Source organism: Herbaspirillum sp. NPDC087042, assembly GCF_044745245.1.
GTDB lineage: Bacteria > Pseudomonadota > Gammaproteobacteria > Burkholderiales > Burkholderiaceae_D > Herbaspirillum.
Genome location: NZ_JBIUZW010000002.1, coordinates 193,849 through 211,986, shown reverse-complemented (window position 1 = coordinate 211,986; position 18,138 = coordinate 193,849). Strand labels below are relative to the sequence as shown.

The following is an 18,138-nucleotide window of genomic DNA, read 5'->3' as shown; positions in this document are numbered from 1 at the left end:
AGGCCCTGCCTTGCCCACCGACTCCCGCAACCCAGCTGACGGACAAGCCCATGGAAAGAATCGTATTCGTCGTCGATGACGATGGCATGGTCAGGACGGCCCTGCTGCGCCTCCTGGCCTCGGCCGGACTGGCCGCGCGGGGCTTCGCCTCGGCGCAGGAGTTCCTGCAGACGCCGCTGCCGCCGGCACCCTGCTGCCTGTTGCTGGACATGCAGATGCCGGGGCCGGATGGCTTCGAGGTAGTCCGCCAGCTGGAGCAGCGCGGCGACGCCCTGCCGGTGATCTTCATCTCCGGCTACGGCACGATTCCCGTGACGGTACAGGCCATGAAGGCTGGCGCGCATGAGTTCCTGACCAAGCCCATCCAGGACGAACGGCTGCTGGACGCGGTCGGGGAAGCCCTGGAAATCGCCGAGCGGCAATTGCTGTCGCGGGTGGAGCATGCGGCCAGCACCTCGCGCCTGGAAACGCTCACCCCGCGCGAGCGCGAAGTCCTGGAACTGGCCATCGGCGGCCTGCTCAACAAGCAGATCGCCACCGAGCTGGGCATCAGCGAAATCACGGTCAAGGTCCACAAGCGCCGCGTGATGGACAAGATGCAGACCCGCACCCTGGCCGACCTGGTGCGCACGGCCGAGCGGCTGCAGATCCATTCGGCGCGGCAGCGCTAGTCGGGCTCAGCTGACTTCTGGAAAGCCTCTCATCAAACGACGTGCGTGCGAGCGAGTCCCGCTCGGGACGTCATTTGTCGCTATCAACGACCGCTTTGAGAAATGCGGCAACATCCACCGGCGATTGCTCGCGCCCCAGCTTATCCCCGCCAAGCATCACGCCATAGCTCAGGCAGCGCCTGGATTCTGCGGTGGCCTCGGCCCCTGACAAGGTTTGCTCATCCTTGCGCATCGTGAATCTGTTGGTGTCCAGATCATAGGTACCGTGGCAATCGCGTGCGCTCGTTGCCGCCCTGACGACATGCAATCGCGTCGGCCTGTCAAATGCGTGATATGCGTCGGGGTAAGTCTTCAGCGTGACCTGCGCGCCTTGCTGGCGCAGATCATCGGCGTAGCTCACACAGGGGGCTGCCGGCGTGTAATTGTCCTTGCCGCCGAGCAGCATCAGTATGGGCGCGCCATCCAGATGTGCCGATGTGTAGTGCACGCCACATCCGGGATAGAAGGCGATATGGGCGGCAAAGTGCAAATCGTCGTCGATCACGGCGCGGCGAAATGGATCGAGCGCCGAATACAGTGCGGCAATCCCCCCGCGCGAGAAGCCCATCACGCTGATTTTTCTCCTGTCGATACGCGGATCCGCCGCCAGCAGGCGTAGCGCAAAGTAGGCATCGGCTATCCCCGCAGTCATCGACAGCTGGCTCTGGTCTGCCTCGGTATTGGAGATGCCTCTTCCGGTAAAGCTGTCGACCACGAAGCTGGCAAATCCCATCGCGTTCAAGCGTTGCGCCCAGACCATTTCGCCGGGATTGACACCGCTGCTTCCATGCAGGATGACGACCGCCGGAACGGTAGACGTCATCGCGTCGGGGAAGCTCAGGCGTCCTGTAATGGAGACCTTGTTGTCGGCAGTACGCTCCACGAAATCCCTGATCCGTGTGGGCGTGACTGACTCGAAGGTGATGGTGCTTGCATGGCCTTCGTCTGGAGTAAAGGGCGTGATTGACGCCGCGCATGCACTGCCCATGCTGAGCATGAACATGACGATGATCGGGAGAATTTTATAAATTCTTATCCGTTTGAGATGAGATGGATACATCAGTTCTCCCGCTTTTGCGCTCTCTATGTGACTCAATGGTCCGCCTTGGTCGATACCCCGTGGTACGTGAGCTTTCCTCAAGGACTTCCGCTGCTGGGCGATAGCGGTCAGATGGTATTCAGATCTAGAAATTCTCCAGACTCAGCGTCATAAAACCTAGCGCCCAACTGACTACAAATCGACTTGATCACCAGCATTTCCTCCACTCCCCAAACACCTGATACAGAAATTGTCCGTGGATCTGCACTTTCCTCTTCGCCTTCAATGCTCATCTCTAATGCCAAATGTTCGTTCTGCGAAAGAGATTTCTCAACGAGATTCTGTACCAACGGGCGAGGGCCGAGTGGGATTGGAACCCAATTTTGAGGTAGCTCCTTCAACTCTCGCTTTTCAACAATAATCAAACCGATGCTGCTCATGCATATTCCCCGGTAGCTAAAAATTCTGTCTCTGGCCGATTGCGGACACACAGAGTAGTCCCCGCTTCTTACGTCACACTACTCCCCACCAGGATTGCCTCTGATCCGAATTCGGACGGTGATTGATCCCAGGGTAGATCGCATCTTCAAGCGTTATATTTACTTCAGCTGGAACCTTAGTGCACATAGCTTGAAATGCGGCGTTATCCTGCACTTCCTGCTTGAAGCGCTGCAATTCATCAACGCTCCAACAGGCTATAGACCAGGTTCCGTGTGGTAGCACGTCCCTTATGACATCCATGTCCCACTTGTAGCAAAGCCTCAAGCGAAGCCTTATTGCTCGTCGGACTTGATGTGAAGAGTCAGATACAGGCAGCCGCAGTAGGCGGATCAGGCCGATTTCCAATCGGGTACCTCTGCCGTGGTCTGTTACGTCTTCATACGCAACCAACGCATCGCCATCTTCATGATGAACTTCGATTTCTGCCTTTGTACTCCAAAAATCCGACATTATTTCCAATGCGTCGGGCAGTCTCAGAGCAGCTAGTTTGAGACCTCTAGATCGTACGAATGCGCGAAGTAATTTATCCATCTAATGTTCTATTTATTCAGATGTTTGGTTTTGGCCGATTGTCGTCACGCCGGTTTTGGCAACGGACTACCATCTTCAAAAGCGCCTAGTTCACTACGTGCCATGAGAACCAGCTTCTCAATCAGCGGAAATGGTAGCCCGTCTGTAAACAAAGAAATTGTGAACGAATGATCAGCGTCGCATCTGAAGACTTCGGCAAGGACTTTGCCGATGGAATCTACCAGTTCCACGCCTAGCCCATCACGGATAACGTCCGACGCTATCTGAAACCGATATTCCATACTGCCCTTTCTAAAGATTCGGAACGTCCGTTACTGGCCGGAAGCGGCCAGCGTCATGAACGCTAGTCGTTGATGGGAAGCAGTAGCTCCGACCCTTGAACATCGACCGTTGCAATGTTCTCCTTGATCGCGAGTGCCGCGATGTTATCAATGAAGGCGACTCTATCCCCGGGGCCTCGGACCGTCACATGCAATGAAGTGTCGCTCAGTTTCAGTTCAAAACTCATCTCATCGTGAATTGCGATTCCAGTCTCCCCGGTCCAGTCCACAGGGCCAAAAAAACGATCTGCCATCTTTTTGTAGTCGGCTGCGCCAAACTGGCTGTCCACCTCAATGTCATCCATGCAAAGAGGATAACCGTGGGACTTTATAAGGATGAAATCCAGGCTCATTGCTTCTCCTTTGAAATCCTGATTTTTAGCGTTTGTTTGTTTCAGATTCTGACAGCGGTTGCCCTGCGCTGAACGTCCGCCGCCGAAAGAAGGTTTTCTAGAGATGGCTGTGAGCAACGAAGAAGTGCAGAGTCAATCGACTAATTTGGGGCAAACATATCCAATGTTCTTTTCAGTAAGGATGTTTCGTACCCATGACTCACTCTCCAATGGCCAAGCATCAGCAATATGAGCAACAGAATCTGACGGCGAGAAATAAAAGCTAAAGATCGCTTGCTTACCCACCAAATTCTTATCTATGACGGTATCTGCTCGCTCATTCGTCTCCGTTGGATTAGGAATCTTTCCGGTACGCCGGAGTATCTCCCGAAACCAGTTGCTCTCTTCTTGTTCTTCTGCTCGTGACAACGGAATTCGTCCAGTCATCCTCCCGGTATAAATCTCTCCCGGTTCGACAGGGCGCATCATGGCGCCCGCGACGCTTACATCACCGGCCCGCTGGGCAATCACCTTATCTATTTTCAGTTTTAGATTCACACCTTTTAGAGATACCCCGCAGATAGCTGGATCACGCGCTTCATCTTCACGCGAACAGAGATTCCTACCAGCAGAAAGTACTGTGGCTATGACAATTTCATCCTTTTCACAAACTATCTGTTCAGGCATCGCTGGTGACATAGCCATCGTATTGCTCTGGACAACCGACAAAATGATAAATGCGATTCGTATAACTAGTGGCGTTCGAGTTGTCTTCATTGGACTTGATCCATTGGATTTTTCATTGAAGATGCTGTTCAGCTTGCTCTTTGATCGACCGATTTTGGCCGAAAGCAGCACTGACGAAATTGCAATGGCCCGTGTGTCAGGGCCGCTCACAACCGGCGTCAAGATCAGATTGACCGCTGGTGCCGAAATTCCAAATGAAGCAGCGGGTAAGGACGTCCTTGACCGTCTATTTCTGATCGACCTGTTTCGACGAAACCCAGGTGCAAGTAAAAAGCGGATGCCTGCTCGTTTTGTTCGTTTACATCCGTCGTCAGAGAAGGCGATAAAGTTAATGCGTACTCGACCAGGCCACGGCCAATACCTTTGCCATGATGGGCGGGATCGATAAACAATGCCTCCATGTGCGAGTCGTCCAGTAACATGAAGCCCAGCGGCCTGTCGTTCTCGTCAACGGCTAATAGCAATGGAGCAGCTGGAAGAAAATCCCGGACTTCACTGGCAATTTCCGCATAATCTGTCTGACTCAAAAAATCATGCGTGGCCAGTACTGCATTCCGCCAGATTTCCAGTACCCGATCGCCATCCTTGCGATGTGATTTTCTAATATTCATCATTCGTCTCTAGGTAATAGCCGGCGGTATCGAGTTAGTGCTGACAAAATCGATATCGAATTCTTCACACTCAAATTCATCCGGCGGTTCCCAAAGTTTGCTCGCGATCTCAAATATGTGATCCGGCACAAGCATCGAAAATGTGGGACCTTGCTCCTCATTCCTTCGCCGGACACGTTCGCGACGAAGTTCCAGAGGTGCATCAAGCACATGCATACGAAGTGAAAATCCCTCGTCTATGATTCGTCGGCAAAACGCCATTCGCGGTGATTGTTGGATCAAGCCGAGTTCCAATACAACATCTCGCCTTGAATCCAGTATTTTTTGGCTATGCATCCAGATCAGCTCTAACAAACGCTCTTTGCGCTGGATATACCATGGGACGAAATCACCTTCGGGACGATCCGGACTAAAGAGCTTGGCGAACCATTCGTCGAGCGGAATATGTACACCGCCGATGTTTTCGGCCAAGACAGTACTGAAGGTGGATTTGCCAGCCCCGACTGGGCCTTCAACGAGATGCACTTGATTCATTGCGTGAGTTTTCAGTACCAGGATACAAGTGTATGCGGATCACTGGATGTTTGGAATTGGCCGAGAGTTGCCGTCGCTCTGTCACTCTGGCCGTCCAGCGACCGCCAGCCTGATTCCGAAGCCAATGAGCAGCGACGCATACGTCCAGCGCTGTATTGCCTGCACCAGCGGCTTACGGTTGACCCAATGGCCGAGCGCCACTCCGGTAAATACATACATGGTGTCGAACAACAGCCCCATGAAAACAAGAACGATACCTAGCCACAGAAACTGAAGACCAATATCGACGCCGCCGGCGTGAACGAATTGCGGCAAGAGCACGGAACAGAACAAAAGCGCTTTGGGATTAGTGATGTTAGTCAGCAGGCCGCGCCATGCTGCTGTCCGATAGACGTTGGCGGCGGCCGGAGCGCCGTTGTTTACATCGACCATCAACGACCTGGATCTTGCCAGCTTGATCCCCAACCAAATCAGGTAGGTCACACCGATCATCCTGACAAGCTCGAAAGCCCACGGTGCGGTTCTGAGCAATGTCGCCAATCCGAAGGCCGCAAGCGTGACGTGCGCAGCGCGTGCCAGGCCTAGTCCCGCAGCTGCGGCAAATGCCGCCCGCTTGCCCTGGCTGCCGGAGGTCTGCAGGATGACAAGCATATCCGGGCCTGGCACGAGGTAGACCGCGGCAAGCGCGACGACAAACATCCAGATGTTTTGCATGCTCTATCCTTCCGAGATGAGTACCCATGCAGGCGTACGTCGAAGTTGGGAATGCTACTGTCTTTTTATCTGGATGTCCGCTTCCGGCGGCGCATCTCTTCTGCTGATGGCTTCCTGCGCGTCAACATCGATCTGAAATACGAGAGTCCCAACCGTTATTTCCCTTACATTTTCCAGCAATACTTAGTTAAGCACTTAACTTAACAATAAAGGGAGTTTTTTGGGGGGGGTATGTCGATCGACGCCAAGAGCGGCGCTGCCGATGTTAGGCGCACTGCGTCAGCCGAGGCTCAGATGAAGCCTGGACTGGTGTGGCATTGGAAATGCGTTCGCTGCTGGCGCGAACGGCACAAAGACAAACGGCCCGGTTGCTTGCGCAACCGGGCCGTCAAGGCAAGACTGAAACTGGCTGTCCGGAATCAGGACTTGCGGCGACGCAGGGACACCAGACCCATCAGGCCGATACCGAAGATGGCCAGCGAAGCCGGTTCCGGTACGTTGTTGAAGTCGGTGATACCGGATTCGTTGTTGATCGCCACTGAGGTGAACGAGCCAGCGCAACCATTGGTGGCACCGCCGGTGCTCACGTTGGTATTGCCGTTGCAGCTCAGGCCTTGCGAGGTGTTGTTGAAGGCGCTGAACGCGAACTGGTAGAACGGATTCGGCGAGATGAAGAACAGCTGGCCGGCAGCGGTCAGGTTGAAGTTGGTGTTGATGTTCTGGAACGCGCCACCCAGAGCATTGATACCGGCGGTGCCTGCAACAACTTCAGTGACCGTACCCAGCAGAACCTGGGTGCCCACGGTATTCACGCTGGCGTTGGTGTTGACCGTAGCCTTGTTGTAGGTGTTGTCATTGCCCGGATCTCCCCACAGGTTCAGCGTGATCGAGGTGACCGCGCAGCTCACGCCCGGTGCCAGGAAGGAGCTGCAGGAGAAGGTCTGGGTGAAGGTGGCATAAATGCCGTAGTCGAAATTGTCACGGGTGATGACCGCGCTGATGCCAGAGTCGTTCAGGCTGAAGGAGGTGTAGTCGATATAACCGACACCCGTGTAGTTGTAGGCGCCACCGCTGGTACCGGTGTAGCTGATGCGCGCCGACGACACGCCATTGAGCGAGTCAGCGGTGAAGATACTACCTTGCGTAGCCAGGCCGTTGCTGTTCGGATTGACGGTGAAGGTCGGAGTGGCATGGGCCGCGACAGCTGCAACGGTCAGGAAGGCAGCAGCGGTAACGGTACGCAGTTTTTTCAGGCTGATCATATTGGTCCCCAGGTGAGATCTCAAATACGTTAATTTCGGATGACGGCTTAAAACAGATGATTTTTCGATCAAGACATTTCGCGCATTAAACCGTTCCGACTTGTTTGATGGCAACTTGTTCGTCTTCGATGCAAAGTATTAAGCAATCAGCGTGCCAGAAATTTTTATACTTTAAATTCAATCACTTACAACAATCCTCACGACGGAATGATGGATTTCTGACCCAGGGTGTAAAGAAATCCGGCACAACAAAATAGCCATCATGAAAATCATTTGCCGGGAATCAATAGCCGCTGACGTGGGCCTGACGAATGCCTTGGCGGATGGGAAGGGGCGCCTGCCTCGGTACGAATGCGCCGTGCAGGCCAGGCCACTCGGGAATTTCCTGAGCGGCCTGTGTGTTTTCTAGGGAATATCACTACAGCCAACCAGAAAGGCATTGCCTAAGATGACTTCATCTTGAGGAGATCATCATGTTCACCACCTTCCTGCTGACCGTCATTCTCTCTGGCCTGATCACCGTGGTCCTGTCTTCACTGGGCGTCTACCTGTTTGCCGAGTCGAAGTGGCGTCACCATCCGCTGGCGCACAGCGTCGGCGAGCTGGCAGGCCCGATCCCGGTCTGACCCATTCATTCAGGCGGTGCTGCCACTGCGCGCCGCTATCCCTGTCTCCCTGAATCCTGGTGGATTTGGTTTGTATCCCCGGTCAAGCGACCGGGGATTTTTTTTGCCTGGAATCAATAGGGCACAGTCACATGGACAGGGCCGTCAGGCCGACGTGCGTCCCGATTCGAACAGGAACCAGGCGCGCTGCTCGGCTTCGTCGATCCAGTTCTCCAGCAGGCTGGCACTGGCGACGTCGCCGTGCTCGTCGCACAGCTCATGGGTTGCCATCATGAAACCGACCAGGCGCAGGTTGTCCTCGCGCAATTCGGCCAGCATGTCCGAGGGGGTCACGAAGTCGCTGTCGTTGTCGGACAGGCGCTGCAGCCGGCCGATGTGGCCGGTGGAGCGCAGCGTGGTGGCGCCGATCTTGCGCACCCGCTCGGCCACCGCGTCGGTGACGGCGATGATCTGCTGGGACTGGTCGTCCAGCAGCAGGTGGTAGTCGCGGAAATGCGGCCCCGACATGTGCCAGTGGAAATTCTTGGTCTTCAGATACAGCGCGAAGATGTCGGCCAGCAGCATGGTGAGCGCGCCGCCGATCTCCTGGCTGGCTTGTGGCGAGAGCAGGCTGGGGGTGGCCAGCGGCGCCAGGCGGCGCTGTTCCAGTTGCTGGCGTTGGGAGGCGTCCAGGGTCATGATGCTCAGCCCTCCAGGAAGGCCAGCAGATCGGCGTTGACCTGATCCTTGTGGGTGAAGCACAGCGCGTGCGGCGCGCCGGCATAGACCTTGAGCTGCGCACCCGGCACCTGCTGCGCGACCAGCTTGCCGGTGGTCTCGAAGGGGACGATCTGGTCGTCGTCACCGTGGATGACCAGGGTCGGGAAGCTGAACTTGTCGAGGTCGGCGCGGAAGTCGGTCTGCGAGAAGGCCGTTACGCAATCGATGGTTCCCTTCAGCGAGGCCAGCATGGCGATATTGAAGGTCTGCGCCAGGATGCCGGCGCTGACCTGGTGGCCGGCGCGGTTGGTGCCGAAGAAGGGGGTGGCGAAGTCACTGATGAACTGGGCGCGGTCCTTTGACAGGCCAGCCTTGATGCCATCGAAGACGGCGGCGGGCACGCCTTGCGGGAAGTCCGCCGTCTGGCCGAAGATCGGCGTCACCGCGCCCAGCAGCGCGGCCTTGGCCACACGCTTGTTGCCGTGACGGCCGATGTAGCGCGCCACATCGCCGCCGCCCATGGAGAAGCCGACCAGGGTGGCGCCCTGCAGGTCCAGGTGATTCATCAGTTCGGCCAGGTCGTCGGCGAAGGTGTCGTAGTTGTAGCCGTTCCAGGGCTGGCTGGAACGACCGAAGCCGCGACGGTCATAGGCGATCACGCGATAACCGCGCTGGGCCAGGAAGTGCATCTGGTATTCCCACATGTCGCCGTCCAGCGGCCAGCCGTGGGCGAAGACGACCGGTTGGCCGCTGCCCCAGTCCTTGTAGTAGATCTCGGTGCCGTCGCGGGTGGTGAGGGTGCTCATGGGTATGCTCCTTGGGTGAGGTGTCGTGGCCGATACCGGTGGGTGCGGACCGCGTGGAGAAGCCGCCCGGCGGTTGACCGGGCAGCGGGAAACGATGAGGGAACCAGCGATGGAGCAGCCCATCGCCGGCGGGATGGATCCCCGGTCCTAGCGCGAAGCCGAGGACGGGAGGGGAGCCGTGGCCGTGGTCGATGCTGCGCCCAGGCCCCAGCGGCCCGGACCGCACAGTGCGATGGCCGTGAAGATCACCAGCAGCAGCCAACCGAACTGGCCTTCGGCGATGCTCCAGCCGGGATGCACGGCCAGCATGGCCACCAGCAGCACGCCGATGATGGGCAGGCAGGCCAGGCGGGTGAAGAGGCCCAGGGCGATCAGCACCGGGCAGACGGCTTCGGCCAGGATCGCCGCCCACAGCGAGAGCGCCGGGCCCAGGCCGAAGGGGTCTTCGATCACCGATAGCTCATGTGCGTAATGCAGCAGCTTGGGCAAGCCATGCACATAGAACAGCATGAAGCTGCCGGCCAGCCGCAGGAACAGCAGGCCCAGGTCCAGCGGTGGTACCGGCAGCGCCCGCCGGCGGGGGATGGGGTGCGCCTGCATGATCAGAACGCGAAGCAGCTGCAACCCAACGCGCCCCAGAAGCCGGCGAAGTTGGAGACCGGGACGCTGGACTTGCGCGCCACATCGTGGGAGTGACCATGCACGCCGCAGGAACCGACGCAGGCATGCGGCAGGGTTGCCTTCTTCTGGCGGGCAGCGTCGGTCTTTGCCACGGCACGATAGTGACCCGGCACCTTGGCCACGGGCGACCACTCGGGCAGGACCGGGATCTCGCCCGGACCATGCGAGGAGAACGCGCCGGTGCCATAGACCACCTTGCCGCCGAGCACCGTCATCACCGATTCGATACCCTTGATCTCATCCTCGTGCACGCTGAAGAAGTCGGCCGACAACACTGCCAGGTCGGCCAGCTGGCCGGCCTGGATGCGGCCCTTCTTGTCCTGTTCGCTGGAGAACCAGGCGCTGCCGGCCGTCCACAGTTCCAGTGCGGTCTCGCGCGGCAGGCGTCCGGCGGCACCGTAGAGCTTGGCGCCGCCGACGGTGCGACCCGACACCAGCCAGTACAGCGCCGTCCAGGGGTTGTAGCTGGCCACGCGGGTGGCGTCGGTACCGGCGCCGACCGGCACGCCCATCTCCAGCATCTTGGCGATGGGCGGGGTATGTTCGGCCGCTTCCACGCCGTAGCGGTCGATGAAGTATTCGCCCTGGAAGGCCATGCGATGCTGGATGGCAATGCCGCCGCCCAGTGCCCGCACGCGCTCGATGTTGCGCTCGGTGATGGTCTCGGCGTGGTCGAACATCCAGTGCAGGCCATCGAAGGGGATCTCGCGGTTGACCTTCTCGAACACGTCCAGCATGCGCGCGATCGATTCGTCATAGGTGGCGTGCAGGCGGAACGGCCAGCGGTTGGCCACCAGGTGGCGCACCACGCGCTCCAGCTCGTCCTCCATGCCATCGGCCAGCTCGGGGCGCGGCTCCAGGAAGTCCTCGAAGTCGGCCGCCGAGAATACCAGCATCTCGCCGGCGCCGTTGTGGCGCAGGAAGTCGTCGCCATCACCCGGCTTGACCATGCTGGTCCATTTCTGGAAGTCGGCCAGCTCGCCGCCCTTGCTCTGGGTAAAGAGGTTGTAGGCGATGCGGATGGTGAGCTGGTCGTCGGCAGCCAGCTTGTTGATGATCTGGTAATCGTCGGGATAGTTCTGGAAGCCGCCGCCGGCGTCGATGGCACTGGTCACGCCCAGGCGGTTGAGCTCGCGCATGAACTGGCGGGTCGAATTGACCTGGTACTCCTGCGGCAGGGTCGGGCCCTTGGCCAGCGTGGCGTACAGGATCATGGCATTGGGACGGGCGATCAGCATGCCGGTCGGGTTGCCCGAGGCGTCACGCACGATCTCGCCACCCGGCGGGTTGGGCGTGTCCTTGGTATAGCCCACGGCCTGCAGCGCGGCGCGGTTGAGCAGGGCGCGGTCATACAGGTGCAGCACGAAGACCGGGGTATCGGGCGCGGCGGCGTTCAATTCTTCCAGGGTGGGCAGGCGCTTCTCGGCGAACTGGAACTCGGTCCAGCCACCGACCACGCGCACCCACTGCGGATGGGGGGTGCGCGCGGCCTGGTCCTTCAGCATGCGCAGGGCGTCGGCCAGCGAGGGCACGCCTTCCCAGCGCAGTTCCAGGTTGTAGTTCAGGCCGCCACGGATGAGGTGCAGGTGGGAGTCGTTCAGGCCGGGGATGACGGTGCGTCCGCCCAGGTCGATGACCTGGGTGCCGGATTGTTTCAGGCGCATGACATCGGCGGTGGCGCCCACTTCGATGAATTTGCCGCCACCGATGGCGACGGCCTCGGCGATGGGGTTCTGTCTGTCCACGGTATGGATGTTGCCGTTGATCAGGATCAGGTCGGGAGAAACACTGGCTGCATGGGTCATGGGAGCTCCGATGGGAAAGCGACGGCGATGGAGGTGGCGATGACCGCATATCGATGCCGGGACAGATGACAAACGTGGCAATCCCATGCGGCCTGGTTGGTATTCGTAGTGTGCATGCAGTGTGCAAAAACGCGGTCATGGCGTCTAGCTATACGAACAGATAATGGCAGGTACCGGTCGGCTTGCCTATGATCGCCTCCGGCAGTGCCGCTCTCTCCCGGCCGGCGCTGACCCGCCCTCCTCCACTGACCCACTACCTTGGGAACGATCATGACCACCAATACCAAACTCGACGTGCTGACCCCGACCAACTGCCAGCTCATCATCATCGATCATCAGCCGCAAATGGCCTTCGGCGTGCAATCGATGGATCGCCAGGCGCTGAAGAACAACGTCGTCGCCCTGGCCAAGTCGGCCAAGGTGTTCAACATCCCGACCGTCATCACCACCGTGGAAACCCAGGGCTTCTCCGGCTACACCTATCCGGAGCTGCTGTCGGTGTTCCCCGAGCACGACATCCTGGAACGTACCTCCATGAACTCCTGGGATGACCAGAAGGTGCGCGACGCCCTCAAGGCCAACGGCAAGAAGAAGGTGGTCGTGGCGGGCCTGTGGACCGAAGTCTGCAACAACAGCTTCGCCCTGTGTGCCATGGCCGAAGGCGACTACGAGATCTACATGGTGGCCGACGCCTCCGGCGGCACCTCCAAGGAAGCCCACGACTACGCCATGCAGCGCATGATCCAGGCTGGCGTCATTCCCGTGACCTGGCAGCAGGTGATGCTGGAATGGCAGCGCGACTGGGCCCGCAAGGAGACCTACAGCGCCGTCATGGACATCGTGCGCGAACACTCCGGTGCCTACGGCATGGGCGTGGACTACGCCTACACCATGGTCCACAAGGCCGACCAGCGTCCGCACGGCAACCAGAAGACCCTGGCCCCGGTGCCGGCCAAGTAAGCCATTGCTGTCCATCGCCGCCACGGTTCCTGTCGGGGCCGTGGCGGTCCTGACGAGGAGCTGGCCATGTCCGCTTATCTGATTTCACTGGGCGCCGGCATTCTGATCGGCGTGTTCTATGCGCTGTTCAAGGTGCGCTCGCCGGCGCCACCGGGCATCGCCCTCATCGGCCTGCTGGGCATGGTGCTGGGTGCGAGCCTAGTCACTGGCGTGGCCCACCTGCTGGGCGCCTGAACGGGAGAGTGCATGAAACCCTACCTGATTTCCCTGTTGATGGGGGTCCTTGCCGGCCTCATCTACGCCGCCTTGCAAGTGCCTTCGCCAGCACCGCCGGTGATTGCCCTGCTGGGCTTGCTGGGCATGCTGATCGGCGAGCAATTGGTACCCATCGTGCGGCGCAAGCTGGCCGGTGAAGCGCTGACGGCAGCGTGGTTCCACCGTGAGTGCATTCCCAAGATCACCGGCGCGCCGCCACCGGAAGAGCCTTGAGCCACAGCAATGAGCAGTACGTCGTACCAGGCCATAGAGCCGACACCTTCGGGTGAACCAGATACGCCATCAGCACGCCACGCCGGACACACCGGCACGCACGACTCCAGCGCTGCGGCCACGGCCGCGCGCATCCGTTTCCGCCGCTGCCAACGGCGGGAAGGGCTACCGCCGACGCCATGCCGCGACCCGCGCATGACGCTGGCCTACGGCTGACGATGATGAGCGAAGGGGACAACACGCCGGCATCGCATCGACCGATTGCGGTCATCGATGACGACCAGGGGGTACGCACGGCCTTGTGCAATCTGCTGGATTCGGCCGGGTATCGAAGTTGCAGCTTTGCTGCTGCCGAGGATTTCCTGGCGGCCGATTGCCTGCGCACGGCCGCCTGCGCCATTGTCGACCTGCGGCTGGCACGCATGAGCGGCTTCGAGCTGGCCGAGCGGCTGGCGCTGCTGCGGCCCGCCCTGCCGCTGCTGTTCATGTCGGCCCAGGCCACCCATCGTCAGCGGCAACGCGCCCTCAGCCTGGCGCTGCCGCTGCTGGCCAAACCGGTACATGCCGATACCCTGCTGGCACTGCTGGCGCATGCCCTGCGCCAGGACCGCAACTGAGCACAGGATGCGGCACAATGCTGGCCTGAGCCACCGTCCCCTGGAGCATGCCTTGCCCCGCACCTTGCCGCTTTCCGAAAATGACGACGCCCTCTTCGATGCGCTGCGCGCGCTGTCGGCGCTGCTGGATCCCGTCACGCTCAAGCCGGCCATCGTTCGCGCCGCCTGCGTGCTGGGGGAGGCACAACGCTGCCTGCTGGTGCGCAGCGAAGCCGGCCTGCCGCTGGTAGCGGCCGAGGCGCTGCGCTGTGGCGACGATGTCTATAACGCGCGCCGCCATCGCCTGGCCGAGAGCGCCGAACTGACCACGGCGCCGCTGGCCCTGCCGCTGGTGCATGGCGGAGAAACGCTGGCCACGCTCTATCTGCAGCGCGACAGCGCTCCCGATGCGGCCACCCGCCATCGCTTGGAGCAACTGGCCTCCCACGCCGCCATCTGCCTGGCCAATGCCCGGGCGCATGCGAAGGTCCTGCAGGAGAATGAACAACTGGCCTGTGCCGAGCGGGAGCTCCGTACCAGCCAGGAACAGCTCAAGCAGGGCGAGCGCTTCAACCACACCGGCAGCATGCGCTACCTGGTACGCGAAGACCTGATGTTCTGTTCCGAGGAGCTATGCCGCATCTATGGCCTGGCACCGGGGCGCAACTGCATCAACTACGATGAATTCGCGGCGCTGATGCATCCCGACGACCGCCACGAGGTCATCGACACCGTCAATGCCGCCGTCGCCATGGGCGGCACCATCCGCCTGGAGCACCGCATCTGTCGCCAGGATACCGGCGAGGTACGCTACATCTCGGGCATCGGCAAGCCGGTGTGGGTCGATGGCAGCTTTGTCGAATACGTGGGCACGGCCACCGACATCACCGTGCGACGGCAGGCCGAATATGCCATCCGCTCGGCGCAGATCGACATGGAACGCGTCTCGCGGGCCAACACCGTGGGCCAGCTCACCGCCTCCATCGCCCACGAGATCAACCAGCCGCTCATGTCCATCGTCGCCAATGCCGGCGCCAGCCTGCGCTGGCTGGACCGCGCCGTACCCGACCTGGAGCACGCACGCGCCGGCCTGCGCGACATCATCGCCGAAGGGCAACGCGCTGCCGGCATCATCACCGGGCTGCAGGGCCTGGCGCGCAACAGCACGCCGGTCTTCGAGCGGGTCGATGTCCATGCGGCCATCCACCACATCCTGGCCCTGTCGCGCAGCGAACTGGAGCGCCGCGATATCTCGCTGGTGCTGGCCCTGAACCCGGCCGAGCTGCATGTACTGGGAGACCAGGTCCAACTGCAGCAGGTGCTGCTGAACCTGGTGGTCAATGCCATCGAAGCCATGGCCGGGATGAGCGCGGGCGTGCGGACCTTGCGCATCTGTTCGCGCTGCTGCAACGAGCAGCATGTCGAGGTCTGCATCGAAGATAGTGGCGAGGGCATCCCGGCGCAGGCGATGCCGCGCGTCTTCGATGCCTTCTACACCACCAAGCAGGATGGCATGGGCATGGGACTGGCGATCTGCCGTTCCATCATCGAAAACCACCGGGGTCGCCTGCGGGTGGCACCGGCCCAGCCGCGCGGCACGGTGTTCTGCTTCAACCTGCCACGCGTGCCCTAGCGCAGGCCGCGCCGCCAGGCGCCGGGAGCACTGCCGACCACCTGCGAAAAGACCCGGCTGAAATGGCTCTGGTCATAGAAGTCACAGGCCACCGCGATCTCCGCCAGCGGCAGGTCGGTATTGCGCAGGTACTGGCGCGCCATCTCCACCCGCTGCAACAGCAGCCACTGGTGCGGCGTATAGCCGGTGCTGGCCTTGAAGGCGCGCAGGAAATGGCTGGCCGACATATTGCATTCGCGCGCGATGGCGGGGATGGAGACATCCCCCTTGACCTTCTCCAGCAACATCATCTTGGCGCGCTCTTCATGCAGGCGCGACAGACGCACGCTACGCGCTGCCGTCTCGGGAGCGCCGCCATAGCGTTGCAGCAAGTGGGTGCCCAGTGCCACGCCAAGCTGGTCGGCGAAGAGGATGCTGTCGGAATCGGGACGCGCCAGCGCCGGGGCCAGCGCCTGCGCCAGGTGCTGCAGCACTGGATCGTGCTGGCCGGTAACGCTGCGAAGACCGTTGATGCGGCGACCGCTTTCGCTGCCGGCCTGCTCAAACCAGGCCGGTGGCAATTCCACCAACAGGAAATCGAAGGCGCCATGGATGTCGGCGCGGTAGTCCTCGGAGAAATCGCGGAGATAGATGCCGCCCCGTTCGAAGTCGTGCTGCGCGCCGTGACGGCCACGGAAGATGCTGCGACGGTGCCGGGACGACATCGATATCCCCAGCAGGAAGCCGCGTTCTGACGCCGGTGTGCGCACCTGGGAGATCTCGTCACCGGCGACGCGCTTGCGGTAGAAACTGAAATCGCTGCCCTGCAGTTCCTCGCTCTGCTGCAGACGCGAGGCCATGCAGCCCAGCGAGTCGCTGCGGGGCGCGGAGGGGGTGGCGGGGGTGACAGGAGTCGAAGCCGGCATGACGGAACCTCTTTCTGGTCGTGGAGACCGGTTGGCGTCTGCGCGCCTTTTCCCGAATTCTACACAGGCCTGAGAAATTCCGTGTGAGGATCTAGCCAGTCTCGGCTGACCACCCCGACCAGCGCGCCATCAGTGCGATTGCACAGGGCACGGTGCAGTGACCGGCATGGCCGAGCTGGGCAGGCCAAAGACGCGGTCGAACAGCAGGTTGAAGAGGTAGGTATAGACCATGAAGAAGACGATCAGCCCCAGGTCCAGCACGAAGGCATCCCACAGGCTGATGTCCAGCCACCAGGCGAACAGCGGCACCAGCATCAGCACCAGCCCACCCTCGAAACCGATGGCATGGGCGGCGCGGCGGGCGAAGTTGCGTCCGCGCACGCTCTGACGCGCCTCCCAGCGCTCGAAGAGGCCATTGAAGATGAAATTCCACAGGAAGGCCACGGTCGACGAAGCCACCGCCGCCGCGGTCGAGTGCGCGCTGTCGTGGCCGGCGATGACGGCCAGGCCGAAGGTGGTAAAGACGATCGCCAGCGCCTCGAACAGGCAGGCATAGACGAGCTTGCGTTTGAATCCTTGCATGGTTTTCTCCTGATGGCAGGTCTGGCGCTGGCTGTGGATAAGACAAACAGGACCGGGCCTTGGGTACGGAAGCATTCTATGGTTTAATTTTTGATAGAAGAAATCAGCTTCTTTCAATTTTTCTGATAGGTAAAAACCACCATGGCTTTCTCCAGCGACAACGTCAGGGTCTTCCTGGCCGTGCTCGACAGTGGTTCCTTCTCGGCGGCTGCGCGCCAGCTGGGCCGGGTCCCCTCTTCGGTCAGCATGACCATCAGCCAGCTGGAGGCAGAGCTGGACCTGGTGCTGTTCGACCGCACCGCGCGCGATGCGCGCCCCACCGACATGGCACGCGCGCTGGAGCCCGATGCGCGGCTGCTGGCCAGCACCCTGCGCCAGCTCGACGCGCACGCCCTGGCCATGCACCAGGGACTGGAGCGCAAGCTCACCCTGGCGGTAGCCCCGGAACTGCTGTCGGTGCCGTGGGCCCGGCCGCTGGCGGTACTGGCCGATGAGTTCCCGTCTCTGGAGGTGGAGGTGCTGTCCTCGCCCCAGGCCGACGCCATGCGCATGCTCTATGACAACACCGCGCAACTGGCGCTGGTGTTCGAGCGCCATGCCGGCAACGACCGCGAAGCCTTCCAGGAATTCAGCAGCGAAATGCTGGTGGCGGTGATCGCTCCCGAGCATCCGGCCCTGCGTCGCAAGAAGCGCAAGCTGCGCTACGAAGACCTCTACGACATCCGCCAGATCGCCGTGGCCAGCCGCGATGCCAGCGTGTCGGATCCGCGTTTCTTCCTGGCGCGGCAGATCTGGCGTACCGACAACCACCTGGCGACGCTGTCGCTGGTGCGCGAGGGACTGGGTTGGGCCTACCTGCCGCACAGCCTGGTGCAGCCGCAGATCGAGGCCGGCACGCTGGTCGTGATCGACTTCGACAACATCAGCAACCAGCAAAGGCTGTGGGTGGATGTGGTGTGGAGCAAGGACCGCCCCCTGGGCCTGGGGGCGCAGCGCTTCGTGGCGCTGATGCGGGAGATGGCGCCGTCGCGGCGCAAGCGCCGCTGAGGCCGCGC

General features: G+C 60.6%; 23 protein-coding genes. 8 read left to right on the top strand and 15 right to left on the bottom strand.

Annotated elements, in window-relative coordinates:
* Positions 1 to 50: 50 nt before the first annotated feature.
* On the top strand, positions 51 to 671 hold the full coding sequence (locus tag ACIPHN_RS05180) for a response regulator transcription factor (RefSeq protein ID WP_400433745.1): 621 nt from the start codon (positions 51 to 53) through the stop codon (positions 669 to 671).
* A gap of 70 nt (positions 672 to 741) precedes the next feature.
* On the opposite strand, the gene ACIPHN_RS05175 is transcribed toward ACIPHN_RS05180, so the two are convergent.
* From ACIPHN_RS05175 to pepA, 9 genes are all read right to left on the bottom strand, one after another.
* A complete protein-coding gene (locus tag ACIPHN_RS05175) occupies positions 742 to 1,770 on the bottom strand; it encodes a dienelactone hydrolase family protein (RefSeq protein ID WP_400433742.1) in 1,029 nt (342 codons plus the stop codon).
* 107 nt (positions 1,771 to 1,877) lie between these two features.
* Positions 1,878 to 2,189: a hypothetical protein gene (locus tag ACIPHN_RS05170; RefSeq protein ID WP_400433739.1), complete on the bottom strand. Its 312-nt coding sequence runs from the start codon at positions 2,187 to 2,189 to the stop codon at positions 1,878 to 1,880.
* A gap of 73 nt (positions 2,190 to 2,262) precedes the next feature.
* Entirely contained in the window at positions 2,263 to 2,781 is a 519-nt protein-coding gene (locus ACIPHN_RS05165; RefSeq protein ID WP_400433736.1) for a hypothetical protein, read from the bottom strand.
* A 343-nt stretch (positions 2,782 to 3,124) separates the two neighbouring features.
* Positions 3,125 to 3,454: a hypothetical protein gene (locus ACIPHN_RS05160; RefSeq protein ID WP_400433733.1), complete on the bottom strand. Its 330-nt coding sequence runs from the start codon at positions 3,452 to 3,454 to the stop codon at positions 3,125 to 3,127.
* Between the two features lie 132 nt (positions 3,455 to 3,586).
* Positions 3,587 to 4,342 carry a hypothetical protein gene (locus ACIPHN_RS05155; RefSeq protein WP_400433730.1) on the bottom strand — a complete coding sequence of 252 codons (756 nt, stop codon included), beginning with the start codon at positions 4,340 to 4,342 and terminating at the stop codon, positions 3,587 to 3,589.
* 2 nt (positions 4,343 to 4,344) lie between these two features.
* Positions 4,345 to 4,794, bottom strand: a complete 450-nt coding sequence (locus tag ACIPHN_RS05150; protein WP_400433727.1) for an acetyltransferase — start codon at positions 4,792 to 4,794, stop codon at positions 4,345 to 4,347.
* A gap of 6 nt (positions 4,795 to 4,800) precedes the next feature.
* Positions 4,801 to 5,325: an AAA family ATPase gene (locus ACIPHN_RS05145; RefSeq protein WP_400433724.1), complete on the bottom strand. Its 525-nt coding sequence runs from the start codon at positions 5,323 to 5,325 to the stop codon at positions 4,801 to 4,803.
* A gap of 81 nt (positions 5,326 to 5,406) precedes the next feature.
* Positions 5,407 to 6,039 carry a LysE family translocator gene (locus ACIPHN_RS05140; RefSeq protein ID WP_400433722.1) on the bottom strand — a complete coding sequence of 211 codons (633 nt, stop codon included), beginning with the start codon at positions 6,037 to 6,039 and terminating at the stop codon, positions 5,407 to 5,409.
* Between the two features lie 419 nt (positions 6,040 to 6,458).
* Positions 6,459 to 7,301, bottom strand: a complete 843-nt coding sequence (gene pepA, locus ACIPHN_RS05135; protein ID WP_400433720.1) for a flocculation-associated PEP-CTERM protein PepA — start codon at positions 7,299 to 7,301, stop codon at positions 6,459 to 6,461.
* A 473-nt stretch (positions 7,302 to 7,774) separates the two neighbouring features.
* Between pepA and ACIPHN_RS05130 the strand changes: the two genes are divergently transcribed.
* Positions 7,775 to 7,927: a hypothetical protein gene (locus ACIPHN_RS05130; RefSeq protein ID WP_400433718.1), complete on the top strand. Its 153-nt coding sequence runs from the start codon at positions 7,775 to 7,777 to the stop codon at positions 7,925 to 7,927.
* Positions 7,928 to 8,071: 144 nt separating this feature from the next.
* On the opposite strand, the gene ACIPHN_RS05125 is transcribed toward ACIPHN_RS05130, so the two are convergent.
* The 4 genes from ACIPHN_RS05125 to ACIPHN_RS05110 form a co-directional block, all read right to left on the bottom strand.
* Positions 8,072 to 8,605: a Dps family protein gene (locus tag ACIPHN_RS05125; RefSeq protein WP_400433715.1), complete on the bottom strand. Its 534-nt coding sequence runs from the start codon at positions 8,603 to 8,605 to the stop codon at positions 8,072 to 8,074.
* Between the two features lie 5 nt (positions 8,606 to 8,610).
* Positions 8,611 to 9,432 (bottom strand): alpha/beta fold hydrolase, encoded by an 822-nt coding sequence (locus ACIPHN_RS05120; RefSeq protein ID WP_400433713.1) that lies wholly within the window; start codon positions 9,430 to 9,432, stop codon positions 8,611 to 8,613.
* A 147-nt stretch (positions 9,433 to 9,579) separates the two neighbouring features.
* Positions 9,580 to 10,032 carry a DoxX family protein gene (locus ACIPHN_RS05115; protein ID WP_400433710.1) on the bottom strand — a complete coding sequence of 151 codons (453 nt, stop codon included), beginning with the start codon at positions 10,030 to 10,032 and terminating at the stop codon, positions 9,580 to 9,582.
* Between the two features lie 2 nt (positions 10,033 to 10,034).
* A complete protein-coding gene (locus ACIPHN_RS05110) occupies positions 10,035 to 11,918 on the bottom strand; it encodes an amidohydrolase (RefSeq protein ID WP_400433707.1) in 1,884 nt (627 codons plus the stop codon).
* Positions 11,919 to 12,188: 270 nt separating this feature from the next.
* Between ACIPHN_RS05110 and ACIPHN_RS05105 the strand changes: the two genes are divergently transcribed.
* From ACIPHN_RS05105 to ACIPHN_RS05085, 5 genes are all read left to right on the top strand, one after another.
* Positions 12,189 to 12,878: a hydrolase gene (locus tag ACIPHN_RS05105; RefSeq protein WP_400433704.1), complete on the top strand. Its 690-nt coding sequence runs from the start codon at positions 12,189 to 12,191 to the stop codon at positions 12,876 to 12,878.
* Between the two features lie 66 nt (positions 12,879 to 12,944).
* Positions 12,945 to 13,112, top strand: coding sequence for a DUF1427 family protein (locus tag ACIPHN_RS05100; RefSeq protein WP_400433701.1), 168 nt, complete (start codon positions 12,945 to 12,947; stop codon positions 13,110 to 13,112).
* A gap of 12 nt (positions 13,113 to 13,124) precedes the next feature.
* Positions 13,125 to 13,367: a DUF1427 family protein gene (locus ACIPHN_RS05095; protein WP_400433698.1), complete on the top strand. Its 243-nt coding sequence runs from the start codon at positions 13,125 to 13,127 to the stop codon at positions 13,365 to 13,367.
* Between the two features lie 179 nt (positions 13,368 to 13,546).
* Positions 13,547 to 13,984 carry a response regulator gene (locus tag ACIPHN_RS05090; RefSeq protein WP_400433695.1) on the top strand — a complete coding sequence of 146 codons (438 nt, stop codon included), beginning with the start codon at positions 13,547 to 13,549 and terminating at the stop codon, positions 13,982 to 13,984.
* A gap of 7 nt (positions 13,985 to 13,991) precedes the next feature.
* Complete coding sequence (locus tag ACIPHN_RS05085; RefSeq protein ID WP_400433693.1) at positions 13,992 to 15,596, top strand: ATP-binding protein; 1,605 nt, start codon at positions 13,992 to 13,994, stop codon at positions 15,594 to 15,596.
* Here the strand turns inward: ACIPHN_RS05085 and ACIPHN_RS05080 are convergent.
* Positions 15,593 to 16,501: a helix-turn-helix domain-containing protein gene (locus tag ACIPHN_RS05080; RefSeq protein ID WP_400433690.1), complete on the bottom strand. Its 909-nt coding sequence runs from the start codon at positions 16,499 to 16,501 to the stop codon at positions 15,593 to 15,595. The two genes, ACIPHN_RS05085 and ACIPHN_RS05080, sit on opposite strands and share 4 nt — an antisense overlap.
* Positions 16,502 to 16,630: 129 nt before the next feature.
* Entirely contained in the window at positions 16,631 to 17,083 is a 453-nt protein-coding gene (locus tag ACIPHN_RS05075) for a PACE efflux transporter (RefSeq protein WP_400433687.1), read from the bottom strand.
* Positions 17,084 to 17,224: 141 nt separating this feature from the next.
* Between ACIPHN_RS05075 and ACIPHN_RS05070 the strand changes: the two genes are divergently transcribed.
* Complete coding sequence (locus ACIPHN_RS05070; protein WP_400433684.1) at positions 17,225 to 18,130, top strand: LysR family transcriptional regulator; 906 nt, start codon at positions 17,225 to 17,227, stop codon at positions 18,128 to 18,130.
* Positions 18,131 to 18,138: the final 8 nt, after the last annotated feature.

Bases quoted from the DNA above. Each gene is read 5' to 3' on its own strand.
- ACIPHN_RS05090 (WP_400433695.1), top strand. From the start codon at position 13,547: ATGCCGCGACCCGCGCATGACGCTGGCCTACGGCTGACGATGATGAGC.
- pepA (WP_400433720.1), bottom strand. From the start codon at position 7,301: ATGATCAGCCTGAAAAAACTGCGTACCGTTACCGCTGCTGCCTTCCTG.
- ACIPHN_RS05165 (WP_400433736.1), bottom strand. From the start codon at position 2,781: ATGGATAAATTACTTCGCGCATTCGTACGATCTAGAGGTCTCAAACTA.
- ACIPHN_RS05095 (WP_400433698.1), top strand. From the start codon at position 13,125: ATGAAACCCTACCTGATTTCCCTGTTGATGGGGGTCCTTGCCGGCCTC.
- ACIPHN_RS05125 (WP_400433715.1), bottom strand. From the start codon at position 8,605: ATGACCCTGGACGCCTCCCAACGCCAGCAACTGGAACAGCGCCGCCTG.
- ACIPHN_RS05160 (WP_400433733.1), bottom strand. From the start codon at position 3,454: ATGAGCCTGGATTTCATCCTTATAAAGTCCCACGGTTATCCTCTTTGC.
- ACIPHN_RS05140 (WP_400433722.1), bottom strand. From the start codon at position 6,039: ATGCAAAACATCTGGATGTTTGTCGTCGCGCTTGCCGCGGTCTACCTC.
- ACIPHN_RS05110 (WP_400433707.1), bottom strand. From the start codon at position 11,918: ATGACCCATGCAGCCAGTGTTTCTCCCGACCTGATCCTGATCAACGGC.
- ACIPHN_RS05145 (WP_400433724.1), bottom strand. From the start codon at position 5,325: ATGAATCAAGTGCATCTCGTTGAAGGCCCAGTCGGGGCTGGCAAATCC.
- ACIPHN_RS05085 (WP_400433693.1), top strand. From the start codon at position 13,992: ATGCGGCACAATGCTGGCCTGAGCCACCGTCCCCTGGAGCATGCCTTG.
- ACIPHN_RS05075 (WP_400433687.1), bottom strand. From the start codon at position 17,083: ATGCAAGGATTCAAACGCAAGCTCGTCTATGCCTGCCTGTTCGAGGCG.
- ACIPHN_RS05175 (WP_400433742.1), bottom strand. From the start codon at position 1,770: ATGTATCCATCTCATCTCAAACGGATAAGAATTTATAAAATTCTCCCG.
- ACIPHN_RS05170 (WP_400433739.1), bottom strand. From the start codon at position 2,189: ATGAGCAGCATCGGTTTGATTATTGTTGAAAAGCGAGAGTTGAAGGAG.
- ACIPHN_RS05100 (WP_400433701.1), top strand. From the start codon at position 12,945: ATGTCCGCTTATCTGATTTCACTGGGCGCCGGCATTCTGATCGGCGTG.
- ACIPHN_RS05115 (WP_400433710.1), bottom strand. From the start codon at position 10,032: ATGCAGGCGCACCCCATCCCCCGCCGGCGGGCGCTGCCGGTACCACCG.
- ACIPHN_RS05120 (WP_400433713.1), bottom strand. From the start codon at position 9,432: ATGAGCACCCTCACCACCCGCGACGGCACCGAGATCTACTACAAGGAC.
- ACIPHN_RS05180 (WP_400433745.1), top strand. From the start codon at position 51: ATGGAAAGAATCGTATTCGTCGTCGATGACGATGGCATGGTCAGGACG.
- ACIPHN_RS05130 (WP_400433718.1), top strand. From the start codon at position 7,775: ATGTTCACCACCTTCCTGCTGACCGTCATTCTCTCTGGCCTGATCACC.
- ACIPHN_RS05105 (WP_400433704.1), top strand. From the start codon at position 12,189: ATGACCACCAATACCAAACTCGACGTGCTGACCCCGACCAACTGCCAG.
- ACIPHN_RS05150 (WP_400433727.1), bottom strand. From the start codon at position 4,794: ATGATGAATATTAGAAAATCACATCGCAAGGATGGCGATCGGGTACTG.
- ACIPHN_RS05070 (WP_400433684.1), top strand. From the start codon at position 17,225: ATGGCTTTCTCCAGCGACAACGTCAGGGTCTTCCTGGCCGTGCTCGAC.
- ACIPHN_RS05080 (WP_400433690.1), bottom strand. From the start codon at position 16,501: ATGCCGGCTTCGACTCCTGTCACCCCCGCCACCCCCTCCGCGCCCCGC.